This window comes from Streptomyces tamarix, from assembly GCF_032423885.1.
In the GTDB taxonomy this organism is placed as follows: Bacteria; Actinomycetota; Actinomycetes; order Streptomycetales; family Streptomycetaceae; genus Streptomyces; species Streptomyces tamarix.
The window spans coordinates 24,333-38,316 of record NZ_JAWCTQ010000003.1; the positions used below are offsets into that span (position 1 = coordinate 24,333).

A 13,984-nucleotide genomic window follows, 5' to 3' on the forward strand; every position below is an offset into this window, starting at 1 on the left:
ACATACTTTAAGTATGGCAACCCGGAAGATCACCATCACCGTGCCGGAAGAGCTGGTGGAGTCGATCAAGGAGCGCGTCGACGCACGCGGTGTGTCCGGCTACATCGCGGCCGCCGCCGCCCATCAGGACGCCATGGACCGACTGCGCGAGTTGGCCGAACGTCTCGAAGAAGAGCACGGCGCCGTGACGGACGACGAGCAGCAGGCGGCGCTGGACCGCATCGCCTCCATCGACGGTTGGCACGACAAGCAGCGACCGCGTTCGGACGAGGCCGCGTGAGCCGCACCGCCCGGGTGAAGCCGCACCGGCCGCGACGGCGCGTCTTCGTGTTCGACTCCGAGGCTCTCTCCAAAGCGGTCCAGGGCGACCGGGAGGTGGCCGCGCTGATCAAGACGGCTCCGCGGCTGGACATCCCGATCGTCACCTCGGCGCTGGCGACCTTGGAGGCGTGGGACCCCCGTGAAGCGTCCAGGCAGGCACTGTGGAACTGGACGCTGTCCCGGATCCGCGTCGTGCACACGGACGACCAGGTGATCGCCATGGCGCGCGACATGCTGAAGGCGGCCGGCCTGCACGGGCACAAGTACGCCATCGACGCCGTTCTGGCGGCTGTGGCCGGGCGGGAAGCCGCGCAGGGCGCCCAGGCGACCGTCTTCACCTCCGACACCGACGACATGGATCAACTCCTCGCGGGCCGCTCCGTGCGAGTCGAGAAGGTCTGACGGGACGCCGGTACCTGACTCCGGACGCCGGCCGCTCGTCGGCTCCCCCGCGGGGACCAGGGACGGGCACTGGCTTCCGCAGCCGACATCGACGGCGCCGGGCAAGGGCGGCGCCAGACGGTCGTGGGCGGGGGGCCGGCGTCGGGGAGCGGGCCCTGTGGCACCTGCCCGGGCGGACTTGCGGAGCGGATGCCACCGGAACCGGGACCGAGGCCGGGGACGGAGCCGGGCCCGGCCCGGGACCAGGAGGACCGGAACCAGGGCTCAGGACCGGGCCCGGGGCCAGGCCCGGGGTCAGACCGGGTCCAGCCCCATGCCTGGGACCAGAACCGGGACCGGAACCAGGGCCCGGGCCCCGTGCGGCTCGACGCGTACGGGGCGGGGGCAGGGCCTTGCTCCCTCAGCGCCCTTGCGAAGCGGACGCCACCGAGACCGGTGCGGTGTCCCCGTCGCGGCCCTCGTGCTCCGGCTCGCCCACGAAGGTGCGCCACAGTTCGGCGTACCGGCCGCCGCGGGCCAGGAGTTCCTCGTGGGTGCCGTCCTCGACGGCCCGGCCGTGGTCCATGACCACCACGCGGTCCGCGCGGGCGGCCGTGGTGAGGCGGTGGGCGACGACCAGGGTGGTGCGGCGGCCCGCCAGGCTCTCGGTGGCGGCGTTGACCTGGGCCTCCGTCGCCAGGTCCAGCGCCGCCGTCGCCTCGTCGAGCAGCAGCACGTCCGGGTCGACCAGCTCGGCGCGCGCCAGGGCGATGAGCTGGCGCTGGCCCGCCGACAGGTTGCGTCCGCGCTCGGCGACCTCGTGGAGGTACCCGCCGTCCAGCGTGGCGATCATGTCGTGCGCGCCGACCGCCCGCGCCGCGGCCTCCACCTCGGCGTCGGTCGCGTCGGGCCGCCCGTAGGCGATGGCGTCCCGCACGGTGCCGGGGAACAGGTACGCCTCCTGCGGGACGACGCCGAGGCGGTGCCGGTACGCGGTGAGGTCCAGCTCCCGCAGGTCGGTGCCGTCGACGGTGACCCGTCCGGACGTCGGGTCGTAGAACCGCGCGACCAGCTTCACCAGCGTCGACTTGCCCGCGCCGGTCTCCCCGACGAACGCGACGGTCTCCCCGGGCGGGATGCGCAGGGAGACGCCGCTCAGCGCCTCCTCGCCGTCGCCGTACGCGAACGACACGTCCTCGAAGGCGATGTCGCCCTTCAGGGACCGCACCGGCCGCGGGTCGGCGGCGGGGGGCGTGGACGTCGGTTCGCGCAGCAGTTCCTGCATGCGGCCGAGCGACACGGACGCCTGCTGGTAGCCGTCGAAGACCTGCGAGAGCTGCTGTACGGGCGCGAAGAACAGGTCGATGTACAGCAGGTACGCGACGAGGGCGCCCGGGGTCAGCGTGCCCGCGTCGACGCGGCCCGCGCCGACGACGAGCACCGCCGCCGCGGCCAGCGACGACAGGAGCTGCACGAACGGGAAGTACACGGAGATCAGCCACTGGCCGCGCACCCGCGCCTCGCGGTACTCCAGGCTGCGCGCCACGAACCGGGCGCCGCCCGACCGCTCGCGGCGGAACGCCTGCACGATCCGCAGTCCGGCCACGGTCTCCTGGAGGTCGGCGTTGACGACGCCGATCCGCTCGCGCGCCAGCTCGTACGCCTTGACGCTGGCGCGCCGGAAGAAGAACGTCCCGACGACCAGCAACGGCAGCGTCGCGAAGACGACCAGCGCCAGCTCCACGTCGATGACGACGAGCGCCACCATGATCCCGAAGAAGGTCACCACGGAGACGAAGGCGGTGACGAGGCCGGTCTGGAGGAACGTGGACAGGGCGTCCACGTCGGTCGTCATCCGGGTCATGATCCGCCCGGTCAGCTCGCGCTCGTAGTAGTCGAGGCCGAGCCGCTGGAGCTGGGAGAAGATCTTCAGGCGGAGCGCGTACAGCACCCGCTCTCCGGTCCGCCCGGTCATGCGGATCTCGCCGATCTGGGCCGCCCACTGCGCGACGACGGTCAGCAGCGCCAGCCCGGACGCGGCCCACACCGCGCCGAGCGCCAGCTGGGTGACGCCCTCGTCGATGCCGTGCCGGATCAGTACGGGCAGCAGCAGGCCCATCCCGGCGTCGACGGCGACGAGCAGGAGGCTGACCAGCAGCGGCGCCCCGAAGCCGCGCAGCAGGCGGCGCAGCCCGTACGACTCCTCGGGCCGCACGGCGTGGGCCTCGTCGACGTCCGGGGTGTCGGACGCCGGGGGGAGCGCCTCGACCTGGGCGAGCAGCTCGGGAGTGGCACCGGGTGCCGTGTCCGGGCCGGGTGCGGCGGCCTCGCGGTCCCAGAGGGCGGGCGTGATGCCGCGCTCGGCGTCGAACTCGGCGTCCAGCTCGTCGCGGACCGTGTGGTCGTCCTCGTCGGGGGCGCCGGCCGGGGAGGCGTGGCCGGGAGAGACGCCGCCCAGCTCGTCGGGGTCGGTGAGCAGCCGCCGGTACAGGGCGGAGCGCTCCTGGAGCTCCTCGTGGGTGCCGATGTCGGAGAGGCGCCCGCCGTCGAGGACGGCGATGCGGTCCGCGAGGTTGAGGGTGGAGCGGCGGTGGGCGATGAGGAGGGTGGTCCGCCCGGCCATGACGGTGCGCAGCGCCTCGTGGATCTCGTGTTCCACGCGCGCGTCGACGGCGGAGGTGGCGTCGTCGAGGAGGAGCAGCCGGGGGTCGGTGAGGATGGCCCGGGCGAGGGCGATGCGCTGGCGCTGCCCGCCGGAGAGGGTGAGCCCGTGCTCGCCGACGGTCGTGTCGTACCCGTCGGGCAGGTCGGTGATGAACCCGTCGGCGCGGGCGGCGCGGGCGGCGGCCTCGACCTCTTCCGGCGTGGCGTCGGGCCGCCCGTAGGCGATGTTGGCGCGGACCGTGTCGGAGAAGAGGAAGCTGTCCTCCGGTACGAGGCCGATGGCGGCGCGCAGCGACTGGAGGGTGAGGTCTCGCACGTCGTGGCCGCCGACGCGGACGGTGCCGCCGGTCGCGTCGTAGAAGCGGGGCAGGAGGAGCGAGACGGTGGACTTGCCGCTGCCGGACGCGCCGACGACGGCGACGGTCTCGCCGGGCCGGACGGTGAGGGAGAAGCCGTCGAGGACGGGGGGCCCGTCGTCGCCGTAGGAGAAGGAGACGTCGTCGAACTCGATGCCGGCGGGGGCGTCGGCGGGCAGCTCCCGGGTGCCGTCCTTCAGGGAGGGCTCGGTGTCGATCAGCTCCAGGACGCGCTCGACGCCGGCGCGGGCCTGCTGGCCGACGGTGAGGACCATGGCGAGCATCCGCACGGGGCCGACGAGCTGGGCGAGGTACGTGGAGAAGGCGACGAACGTGCCGAGGGTGATCTCCCCGCGGGTGGCAAGCCATCCGCCGAGCGCCAGCATGGCGACCTGGCCGAGCGCGGGCACGGACTGGAGGGCGGGGGTGTAGCGGGCGTTCAGCCGGATGGTGCGCAGGCGGGCGGCGAACAGCTTCCGCCCGGCGGTGCGGAGCTTGCCGGTCTCCTGGTCCTCCTGCCCGAAGCCCTTGACGACCCGCACCCCGGTGACGGCCCCGTCGACGACCCCGGCGACGTGCCCGGCCTGCGCCTGGGCGTACCAGGTGGCGGGGTGGAGGCGGGTGCGGCTGCGCTTGGCGATGAACCAGAGGGCGGGGGCGACGGCGAGGACGACGAGGGTGAGCGGCGGGGAGAGCCACGCCATGATGCCCAGGGAGATGAAGAAGAGCAGGAAGTTCCCCAGGGTCATGGGGAGCATGAACAGGAGTCCCTGGATCAGCTGGAGGTCGCTGGTGGCCCGCCCGACGACCTGCCCGGTGGACAGCTCGTCCTGCCGCCTGCCGTCGAGCCGGGTGATCGTCCCGTACATCTCGGTCCGCAGGTCGTGCTGGACGTCGAGGGCGAGGCGACCGCCGTAGTAGCGGCGGACGTACGCCAGCGCGTACACGGCGACGGCCGCGGCGACGAGGACCCCGACCCACAGGCCGAGGGAGCCGGTGCCGGCCCCGATCACGTCATCGATGACGATCTTCGTGATGAGCGGTACGAGCGCCATGAGCGCCATGCCGCCCAGCGACGAGCCGAGCGCGAGCACCACGTCCAGCCGGTGCCGCCAGGCGTAGCCCCACAGCCGCCGGGCCCACCCCGGCTCCGCCGCGCGCGCCTGTTGTTCCCCCGTCGCCGACACCACGTTCCCGCCTCCTGCTTTCCGCTGCTCTGCCGGAAGGGACCAACAGGGGGCGCTCCGATTTTCATCCCGGAGGCGCCGGAACGAGCACAAGATCGTCCTTTCGGCCTAGGACTCGTCCCCAGCGCGTCAAGCCCACCTCAGGAGCGTTGCGGGGGCGACGGCCGCCCGGCGGGCCGGGCGGTCACGTCGTACCGGGTGGGCCCGTCGTACCGGGTGGGCCCGGACGGTGTCCGAGTACGACCGGCACGGGCCGCTCGACGCGCCACCACTTCGCGATCCACCACACGATCCACCACGCGAGACCACTTCGGCGACGGGCCCCGTCGGGCGCGCGGCCGGGAACGCGGTCCGGTCGACCGGCGGGATCCGCGGGGTGGCGGGCGGAGCGGCCTCGGCGCGGGCGCCCCTCCGGGGCGGCGGCCGGTTCGCGCACCGCTTCCGGGTCGGAGTGGATGCACTACCGAAGCGATCTTTGACGCTAATGTCCGCCTTGTCCGATACGGCATCAACCGGATCTACAGGAGGCGAGATGGCATACGGTTCGATCATGGCTCCCGGCGGCACGCTGGCGGCCACGGGACTGGCCACGGGGCAGGTGTGGCTCCTGGCGGCGAGCGTCGCCGCGGTCCTGCTCGGCGTGGTGGCGGTACGGCTGGGGTTCCGGCAGGGCAGAGGGCCGGTCGAACGGTGACGTCCACCGACAGCGGCCGAACCGCTGCCCCTGCGCCGCGCGGGCGAGCCGCCTCCGGGGCGGCACCACAGGACCGGCCACCGGCGCGGTGGCCCGGCGTGCGGCCGATTCCGCGGGCCTGGCCCGTCTCCTCCACCGCCCTGACCCTGCTGGGCGCGCTGCCGGTGACCGCGTTCCTGGCCTGGGGCACCGCCCACGCGTTCTCCGCGGTCACCTCGTTGACCGGAAGGGACTCGGGCGGCATGGCGCTGCCCTGGCTGGTGTCGTTCCTGCTTCTGTGGTGGGTGCCGCTCTCCTGGCTGGAGCGGCCCCGCACGGTGCCCCCCGGCGCACAGGCCGGTCTCGACGCGCTGAAGGTCACCGTGCAGGTCCCGGTCTACAACGAGGACCCCCACGCGGTACGCGCCTGCCTGCACTCGGTCCTGGCGCAGTCCCGGCCCGTCGACCGGATCCGCGTGGTGGACGACGGCTCCGTGCACGACGACGGCACCCCCATGACGTACGACGACGTCCGGGCCGAGCTGTACGAGCGCGCCGCGGCGCAGGGCGTCGAGGTGACGTGGGACCGCACCCCCAACCGGGGCAAGCGCTACGCGCAGATGCACGTCCTCGCCCACGACGACGCCGACGTCTTCGTCACGCTCGACAGCGACTCCGTCCTCGACGCCGACGCCGTCGCCGAGGGCCTCAAGCCGTTCGCCGACCCGAAGGTCACCTCCGTCGCCGGACACGTCCTCGTGCTCAACCACGACACCACCGTCCTCACCCGGATGATCAACCTGCTCTACCTGCCCTTCACCCGGGGGCTGCGCAGCGCCCAGTCCGTACTGGGCCGCGTCACGATCAACTCGGGCACGCTCGCCTTCTACCGGGCGCACATCGTCCGGGACGCGGCCGGAGCGTACGAGAACGAGACGTTCCGCGGCCGGCCCATGCAGATGAACGACGACTCGATGCTGACGTTCTACGGGCTCCTCGCCGGCGACACCGTGCACCAGCCCTCGTCCCTGGTGTTCACCCTCGCCCCGGAGCAGTGGAGCCACTACCTGCGCCAGCAGTTGCGCTGGATGCGCGGCACGACCGTGCGCCACCTGTGGTGGCTGCGCTACATGCCCATGAACGGCATCGTGTTCTGGACCACGGTCGCCGAGTACCTCCACATCGTCCTCGGCTTCGCGATCCCCGTCGTCCTGCTCGCCGACCCGGAGCTGCGCACCCACCTCGACACGATCCTGACGTACGGCGCCGTCATCGGCGTCGCCATGAGCTACCTCATGGCGCTGCGCCTGTTCACCGTGGCCCGCACCGACATGCGCCGGCGGCAGGCCCTCCTCCTCTTCGCGCTCGCCCCCCTCGCGACGGCCTGGCGCGCGCTCGTCCTCCGCCTGGTGTACCTCTACGCCATGGCCACCTGCCACCGCATCAACCGCTGGGGCACCCGGGAGCGCGTGGAGGTCGGGCTCGCCCCGTCCTGAGGGGCCGGCACCGACGGGGATCTCGGAGGTCGCGGACCGGAGGACCCGGTCGTCCGGCGTTCGGGGCTTCCGCCGTCCGGGCCGTCCCCGTTCGACGGCTCCCTCCGAGCACCGGGGAGAAGCGGAACGACTCCGACCCGGAGTCCGGCCCGGCCCGCGTCGAGGTCCGGGCCGCTCCCACCGCCGCCGGGCCGGGAGACGCGGGAGGGGCGCTCGACCTCGGGGCGGACCCGGACGCCGGCGGCCCGTCCGCCGAACGCCGGCCCGGGCTCCTGACGGACCCGGGCCGGCCCACCCCCGGCTCGGCACTCCGGTGACGCGCCGGGCCGCCCGTCGACACCACGCCGGCCGGGTGCCTCCGCCGCCCCGTACGACGGCAGCACCCGCTTCCGCCGTACGCGCCGTGCCGGGGACCCGGGGCCCCGGCACGGAACCGTTTCGGTCATATCGCCACGTCCATGACAACGACACAGGACCGACCCGTTCCGTTCACGCGCCGGTGACCGCGGACGTGGCACTCTCCCCTTGCCGCAGCGGTCAACTCGCGTAGACCGCGGAAACGTTCCCCCGTGTCCCCGCCTCGGGAAAGGACTCCCATGCCGTCATCCCCGGCCGCCTCCGCTCGCCGCTGGAGGCTCCCCGTCCTGGCCGCCGCCGCCCTGCTCGTCGGGGTGGCCGTACCGGGGGCCGCCGCCGCTCCGGCGCCCGAGGCGGGCACCGCCGCCGTCACCGCGTACGACGACACGTACTACGCGAGCGCCGCCGGCAAGACCGGGGCGAGCCTCAAGAGCACCCTGCACTCCATCATCCGCAACCAAACCAAGATCTCGTACTCCGCGGTCTGGACGGCCCTGAAGGAGACCGACGAGGACCCCGCCAACAGCGCCAACGTCCGGCTCCTCTACAGCGGCACCTCCCGCAGCAAGGCCCTCAACGGCGGCGACGTCGGCGACTGGAACCGGGAGCACGTGTGGGCCCAGTCCCACGGCGACTTCGGCACGTCCGCCGGGCCCGGCACCGACCTGCACCACCTGCGCCCCGCCGACGTGCAGGTCAACAGCATCCGCGGCAACAAGGACTTCGACCTGGGCGGCAGCGCGGTCAGCGGCGCGCCCGGCAGCTACACCGACTCCAACTCCTTCGAGCCGCGCAACGCCGACAAGGGCGACGTGGCGCGCATGATCCTCTACATGGCCGTCCGCTACGAGGGCACCGACGGCTGGCCCGATCTGGAGCCCAACGACGCCGTCACCAACGGCACCGTCCCGTTCCACGGCCGCCTCTCCGTGCTGAAGCAGTGGAACGAGCAGGACCCGCCGGACGCGTTCGAGCGGAACCGCAACGAGCTGATCTACAGCGCGTACCAGCACAACCGGAACCCGTTCATCGACCACCCGGAGTGGGTCGAGGCCATCTGGTGACCGGACGCTGAGGCCCGGTCAGCCCTCCGCGCGGGTCGGCCGGCCCCCTGCGCGGGTCGGCCGGCGCCCTCCGCGCGGGACGGCCAGCGCCCTGCGCAGGTCGGTCAGCCCTCCGCGCGCCGGTCAGCCCCCGTGCGGGTCAGACCTCCGCGCGGCCCGGTCCGTCCCCCGCGCGCCTGTCAGTCCCCGCGCGGCCCGGCCGGTCCCCGCGCGGGCCGGTCAGCCCTCCACGTGCGTCGGCGCGAACATGCGGAGGACCGCCGGGAGCACCACCACCGAGGGGCCGGGCGACTCCAGGGCCTCCCGCAGGTCGCCCTCCAACCCCTCGGGCGTCGTCCGCCTCGCCGGTACGCCGAACGACTCGGCCAGGGCCACGAAGTCGGGGCGCGCCAGCTCCGTCCCCGTGGCCCTGCCGTACGTCTCCGTCATGTACGCGCGCAGGATGCCGTAGCCGCCGTCGTCGACGATCAGCCAGGTCACCGGCAGGTCGTGCTGGCGGGCCGTGGCGAGCTCCGCGATCGAGTACAGGGCGCCGCCGTCGCCGGAGACCGCCAGGACCGGGCGGCTCCGGTCGGCCACCGCGGCGCCGAGGGCGGCCGGGTAGGCGTAGCCGAGGCCGCCCGCGCCCTGCGCGGAGTGCATCGTGCCGGGGCGCCGGGCGTCGAACGCCGACCACGCCCAGTACGCCAGGACCGTCATGTCCCAGAAGCTCGGCGACCCGTCCGGCAGCGCCGCGCGCACCGATGCGAGGAGCCGCCGCTCCAGGGTGAGGCCCTGCGCGTCGATCCGCTCCCGGACCGCCGCCAGCACCTCCCGTACGCGCTCCGGAGCCGCCGGGTCGTGGCGTTCCGGGACCGTCTCCAGCAGCGCCGACAGGGCGAGCCGGGCGTCCGCGTGGATGCCGAGCGCCGGGTGGTTGGACTCCAGTTTCCCGAGGTCCGCCTCGATCTGCACGATCCGCCCGCGCGGCCGGAACGTGTGGTAGTTCGACGACAGCTCGCCCAGCCCGGAGCCGACGACGAGCAGGACGTCCGCGTCCTCCAGGAAGTCCGTCGTGTGCCGGTCCTCCAGCCACGACTGGAGCGACAGCGGGTGCTCCCACGGGAAGGCGCCCTTGCCGCCGAAGGTCGTCACGACCGGCGCGGACAGGCGCTCGGCCAGCGCCCGCAGCTTGCCGGACGCGTCCGCCCGCACGACCCCGCCGCCCGCGACGATCGCCGGGCGCTCGGCCCGCGACAGCCAGTGCGCCGCGAGCGCGGTCAGCTCCGGCCGGGGGACGAGCTCGTGCGGCATCGCGTCCGGCGCCGTCACCACGGGCAGGTCCGTCGGGGCGCCCAGTACGTCGGCGGGGATCTCCACCCACACGGGCCCGTGCGGGGCGGTGAGCGCCGACTCCCAGGCCGCGGTGATCGCGGAGGGGATCTGGGAGGCCGTGCGCACCGGGTGCACGGACTTGACGACGTCGCGGAACGACGCCTGCTGGTCGCGCAGTTCGTGCAGGTAGCCGTGGTGTCCGCCGCCCAGGCCCCGGACCGGGACCTGCGCGCCGATGGCGACGACGGGCGCCGAGGCCGCGGCGGCCTCCTGGAGGGCGGGCAGGGCGGTCAGCGCGCCGGGCCCGGCGGACAGCAGCAGCGGCGCGGCCTCGCCGGTGGTCCGGCCGTACGCGTCGGCGGCGAAGCCCGCGTTGTTCTCGACGCGCAGCCCCACGTACTCCAGGTCCGAGCGGCCGAGCGCGTCGAACAGGCCGAGCGCGTGCTGCCCGGGCACCCCGAACACGGTCGTGGCGCCGAGGCCCCGCAGGGTCTCGATCACCAGGTCGCCGCCGGTGCGCCCCGGCGGGGGGTTCAGGGCGGCTTCCGTCTGCGCGGCGGTGGGGCGCAGGACGAGGTCGTGGTCGTGGGTCATGCGGGGGCCTCCAGGGGGCGGTGCGGCGGCGCCGGATCCCGTACGGGGTGTCCGTCCCGTAGGGGGCTTCCGCCACGTAGGGGACTTCTGCCCCGTGCGGGGCCTCCATCCCGTACGGGTTTTCCGCGTCCCGTAGGGGGCTTCCATCCCCTACGGGTTCTCCATCCCGTACGGGTTCTCCATCCCGTACGGGTTCTCCATCCCGTACGGGTTCTCCATCCCGTACGGGATTTCCGGCCCCTACGGGGTTTCCGGCGCCGCGTGGAGGCTAACGCGCCTCCGCCGGGCTCGCGGGGGCGGTCACGCCCCGGCGGAGCGGGCCGCCGCGATCTGCCGGGACATGATCGTCGTCAGCTCGTACGCCGTGTGGGAGGCCGCGACCGAGGTGATCTCGGCGTGGTCGTACGCCGGGGCGACCTCGACCACGTCGGCGGAGACCAGGTTGCAGGAGGCCAGGCCGCGCAGGATCTCCAGCAGCTCGCGGGAGGTCATGCCGCCCGCCTCGGGCGTGCCGGTGCCGGGGGCGTGGGCCGGGTCGAGGCAGTCGATGTCGATGGAGATGTACAGCGGGCGGTCGCCGATGCGCTGGCGGAGCTGGTCGGCGACCTCGTCGGCGCCGCGGCGGTACACGTCCGCCGAGGTGACGATGCCGAAGCCCATCTTCTCGTCGTCCGTCAGGTCCTGCTTGCCGTACAGCGGGCCGCGGGTGCCGACGTGGGAGAGCGCCTCGGTGTCGAGGATGCCCTCCTCGACGGCCCGGCGGAACGGCGTGCCGTGGGTGTACTCGGCGCCGAAGTAGGTGTCCCACGTGTCGAGGTGGGCGTCGAAGTGGAGCAGGGCGACCGGGCCGTGCTTCTTGGCGACCGAGCGGAGCAGCGGCAGGGCGATCGTGTGGTCGCCGCCCAGCGTCATCAGGCGGGCGCCGGTGGCCAGCAGGTCGTCGGCGGCGGCCTCGACGGTCTCCACGGCCTCGTTGATGTTGAACGGGTTGACGGCGATGTCGCCGCCGTCCGCGACCTGCGCGAGGGCGAACGGCGAGGCGTCCTGCGCCGGGTTGTACGGGCGCAGGAGGCGCGACGCCTCGCGGATCGCGTTGCCGCCGAAGCGGGCGCCGGGCCGGTAGGAGACGCCCGAGTCGAAGGGGACGCCGACGACGGCGACGTCGGCCGTGCCGACCTCGTCGAGGCGCGGCAGCCGGGCGAACGTCGCCGGGCCGGCGTAGCGCGGGACGCGGGAGGAGTCGATGGGGCCGCGGGGCGTGCCGCTGGTGCTGCTCATGTGGGTGCCTTCTTTCCTGCGCTCGCGCCGTACGTCACACGGCGTCCATGGGATCGACGGTACGGGCGCCACCGGAGCCGCAGAAGTGTACGTTTCTTCCATTCGGGGGTGTCGGAATGGAGGGAAGGTCCATGGCGGAGCCGCTGGTGCCGTTCGCCCCGCCGGTGCGGCTGGCCGCGCTGCTGGCCCGGGAGGAGCTGGGGCTGCGGCTGGTCGCCGGCGATCCCGGTACGGAGCTGCACTGGGTGCACACCTCCGAGATGGCCGACCCGTACCCCTACCTGCTGGGCGGGGAGCTGCTGCTCACGGCCGGTGTGCAGCTGGCGGACCCGGAGCGGTTCGTGGCGCGGGCCGCCGAGGCGGGCGCGGCGGCGCTGGGCTTCGGGGTGACGCCGGTGTACGACACGGTGCCCGGGGCGCTGGCGGAGGCGTGCGCGCGGCACGGGTTGCCGCTGGTGGAGGTGGAGCCGGGCACGACGTTCGCGGCGGTCGCCCGGGCGGTGTGGCGGCTGATGGCGGACGCGCGGCTGCACGAGCTGCGCCGGGTGACGGACGCGCAGCGGGCGCTGGCCACGGCCGCCGCGCGCCCCGGCCCCGTACCGGCGGTGCTGCGGGTGCTGGCCGCGCGGCTGGGCGGGCGGGCCGCGCTGTACGCCCCGGACGGCACCGAGTACGCGGCGGCGGGTCGGGAGCTCGCGCCCGGGGAGGCGGCGGCGCTGGGCCGGCTGGTCGCGGTGGTCGCCCGGGAGGAGCGGCACCCGTCGTCGGCGGCGGACACGGCGGGCGGGGCGCGGCTCGCCGCGTACAGCCTGGGCACCGGGCGGGAGGGGCTGACGCTCGGCCTGGCCCCGGCGCGGCACGGGGAGGCCGACCAGCGGATCGCCGAGACCGCGATGGTGCTGCTGTCCCTGCTGACCGCGCCCCACCAGGGCGCCGACGAGGCCGTACGGTCCGCCGCGCTGGTCCGGCTCCTGCTGGGCGCCCGCCCGGAGGAGGTGGCGCCGCTGCTGGGCGAGGCGCCCTGGACGGTGGTCCACGCGCGCGGGGGCGACGGGCAGGCCCCGCCGGCGTTGGGCACCCCGCTCGTGGACGCCGGGGAGTGCACCGTACGGGCGCTGCTCCCGGCCGGGCGGGACGTGGCGCCGCAGCCGGGCTGGACGCTCGGGGTGAGCGCCCCGGCCGGGCCCGGGGAGCTGGCGGCGGCCGACGCGCAGGCCGGCCGCGCCCTGCGCCGCGCCGAGGCCGCGCACACGGGCCTGGTCCGGCACCGCGCGGGCGGCCTGGACGCCCTGGTGGACCCGGCCGAGGCGGACGCCCACGCCCGCGCCCTGCTGGGCCCGCTGCTGGAGCGCCCCGCGCTGGTGGAGACCCTGCGGGTGTGGCTGTCCCTGCACGGCGGCTGGGACCGCACGGCGACCGCGCTGGGCGTGCACCGCAACACGGTCCGCCAGCGCATCGCCCGCTGCGCGGCCCTGCTGGACGCGGACCTGGAGGACGCCGGGACGCGCATGGAACTGTGGTTCGCACTGCGGAGACTGTGAAGCGGGTCGGTCGCGCGGGGGCCGCAGGGCGGGGCGGGCCTCCCGCCACCGGCACGCCGACAGCCGAAGGCGGTGCGGACTCAGGTCCCGTGCGTCGCCAGGCAGAAGGGATGACCCGCCGGGTCCAGGAGCACCCGCCACACGTCGGGCCGCGGCTGGAAGGAGGGCAGGACGGCGCCCAGGGCGAGCATCCTCTCCTGCGCGGCGTCCAGGTCGTCGACGCCCAGTTCGAGGTGGGCCTGCTTGCTGTGGGAGGGGTCAGGCCAGGCCGGGGGCCGGTAGCCCGCCTGGCGGACGAAGCCGAGACCCGGGGCTCCCTCCCGTCCCAGCAGGACGAAGTCGTCGCTGCGGTACAGCACGGGCAGGCCCAGGGCATCGCCGTAGAAGACGATCCGCCTTCCGCTCCCCCTGGACCACGCCCTGCGGAAAGTCCCGCCCACCATCGGTACGCACAGCCCTGACGGCCCCGAAGCCACCGTGGTCCGGATCGGCGGCAACAGCGCCGACCAGCTCGCCGCCTACCTCCTCGGTCTGGCCGCACCGCTCACGGTGCTGTCCCCGGACGAGGTGCGTCGGGCACTCGTCCGCCACGCCCACGCCTTCCTGGCAGCCCATCGCTGACCGCGACGGACACCGAGGCGGAGGAGCATCACGTTCCCCGGGACCGGCGGCGGGGGTCGGCTGTCCGTCCGGTGCGTTGTCCCGGCACCGCGCTCAGCGGCAATCACTCGGAAGTGTCCTTGCCAACTCAGATGCTC

11 protein-coding genes are annotated in these 13,984 nt (G+C 74.5%); 7 read left to right on the top strand and 4 right to left on the bottom strand.

What is annotated here, in order from left to right; all coding sequences use genetic code 11:
• Positions 1–13 precede the first annotated feature (13 nt).
• Complete coding sequence (locus RND61_RS03455; RefSeq protein ID WP_315876145.1) at positions 14–280, top strand: hypothetical protein; 267 nt, start codon at positions 14–16, stop codon at positions 278–280.
• Entirely contained in the window at positions 277–723 is a 447-nt protein-coding gene (locus RND61_RS03460) for a hypothetical protein (protein ID WP_315876147.1), read from the top strand. The genes RND61_RS03455 and RND61_RS03460 overlap by 4 nt, the downstream gene beginning before the upstream one ends.
• Positions 724–1,123: 400 nt before the next feature.
• Here the strand turns inward: RND61_RS03460 and RND61_RS03465 are convergent, their stop codons facing one another.
• Complete coding sequence (locus tag RND61_RS03465; RefSeq protein ID WP_315876148.1) at positions 1,124–4,912, bottom strand: ABC transporter ATP-binding protein; 3,789 nt, start codon at positions 4,910–4,912, stop codon at positions 1,124–1,126.
• 529 nt (positions 4,913–5,441) lie between these two features.
• Here RND61_RS03465 and RND61_RS03470 point away from each other — a divergent pair.
• The 3 genes from RND61_RS03470 to RND61_RS03480 all read left to right on the top strand — a co-directional run bounded on the left by RND61_RS03470 (position 5,442) and on the right by RND61_RS03480 (position 8,499).
• Positions 5,442–5,603 carry a hypothetical protein gene (locus tag RND61_RS03470; RefSeq protein WP_315876149.1) on the top strand — a complete coding sequence of 54 codons (162 nt, stop codon included), beginning with the start codon at positions 5,442–5,444 and terminating at the stop codon, positions 5,601–5,603.
• Between the two features lie 98 nt (positions 5,604–5,701).
• The gene (locus tag RND61_RS03475; protein ID WP_315876150.1) at positions 5,702–7,078 is read left to right on the top strand and encodes a glycosyltransferase; all 1,377 of its coding nucleotides are present in this window, start codon (positions 5,702–5,704) and stop codon (positions 7,076–7,078) included.
• Positions 7,079–7,674: 596 nt separating this feature from the next.
• Complete coding sequence (locus RND61_RS03480; protein ID WP_315876151.1) at positions 7,675–8,499, top strand: endonuclease I family protein; 825 nt, start codon at positions 7,675–7,677, stop codon at positions 8,497–8,499.
• 219 nt (positions 8,500–8,718) lie between these two features.
• Here the strand turns inward: RND61_RS03480 and RND61_RS03485 are convergent, their stop codons facing one another.
• Both RND61_RS03485 and speB read right to left on the bottom strand, forming a co-directional pair.
• On the bottom strand, positions 8,719–10,407 hold the full coding sequence (locus tag RND61_RS03485; protein ID WP_315876152.1) for a thiamine pyrophosphate-binding protein: 1,689 nt from the start codon (positions 10,405–10,407) through the stop codon (positions 8,719–8,721).
• A gap of 300 nt (positions 10,408–10,707) precedes the next feature.
• Complete coding sequence (speB, locus tag RND61_RS03490; RefSeq protein ID WP_315876153.1) at positions 10,708–11,685, bottom strand: agmatinase; 978 nt, start codon at positions 11,683–11,685, stop codon at positions 10,708–10,710.
• Positions 11,686–11,816: 131 nt separating this feature from the next.
• Between speB and RND61_RS03495 the strand changes: the two genes are divergently transcribed.
• The gene (locus RND61_RS03495; RefSeq protein WP_315876154.1) at positions 11,817–13,226 is read left to right on the top strand and encodes a PucR family transcriptional regulator; all 1,410 of its coding nucleotides are present in this window, start codon (positions 11,817–11,819) and stop codon (positions 13,224–13,226) included.
• An 80-nt stretch (positions 13,227–13,306) separates the two neighbouring features.
• Here RND61_RS03495 and RND61_RS03500 read toward each other — a convergent pair whose 3' ends face one another.
• The gene (locus RND61_RS03500; protein ID WP_315876155.1) at positions 13,307–13,669 is read right to left on the bottom strand and encodes a VOC family protein; all 363 of its coding nucleotides are present in this window, start codon (positions 13,667–13,669) and stop codon (positions 13,307–13,309) included.
• Here RND61_RS03500 and RND61_RS03505 point away from each other — a divergent pair.
• On the top strand, positions 13,668–13,847 hold the full coding sequence (locus RND61_RS03505; protein ID WP_449343272.1) for a hypothetical protein: 180 nt from the start codon (positions 13,668–13,670) through the stop codon (positions 13,845–13,847). The genes RND61_RS03500 and RND61_RS03505 overlap by 2 nt on opposite strands.
• Positions 13,848–13,984: the final 137 nt, after the last annotated feature.

Bases quoted from the DNA above. Each gene is read 5' to 3' on its own strand.
- RND61_RS03485 (WP_315876152.1), bottom strand. From the start codon at position 10,407: ATGACCCACGACCACGACCTCGTCCTGCGCCCCACCGCCGCGCAGACG.
- RND61_RS03495 (WP_315876154.1), top strand. From the start codon at position 11,817: ATGGCGGAGCCGCTGGTGCCGTTCGCCCCGCCGGTGCGGCTGGCCGCG.
- RND61_RS03500 (WP_315876155.1), bottom strand. From the start codon at position 13,669: ATGGTGGGCGGGACTTTCCGCAGGGCGTGGTCCAGGGGGAGCGGAAGG.
- RND61_RS03480 (WP_315876151.1), top strand. From the start codon at position 7,675: ATGCCGTCATCCCCGGCCGCCTCCGCTCGCCGCTGGAGGCTCCCCGTC.
- RND61_RS03455 (WP_315876145.1), top strand. From the start codon at position 14: ATGGCAACCCGGAAGATCACCATCACCGTGCCGGAAGAGCTGGTGGAG.
- speB (WP_315876153.1), bottom strand. From the start codon at position 11,685: ATGAGCAGCACCAGCGGCACGCCCCGCGGCCCCATCGACTCCTCCCGC.
- RND61_RS03470 (WP_315876149.1), top strand. From the start codon at position 5,442: ATGGCATACGGTTCGATCATGGCTCCCGGCGGCACGCTGGCGGCCACG.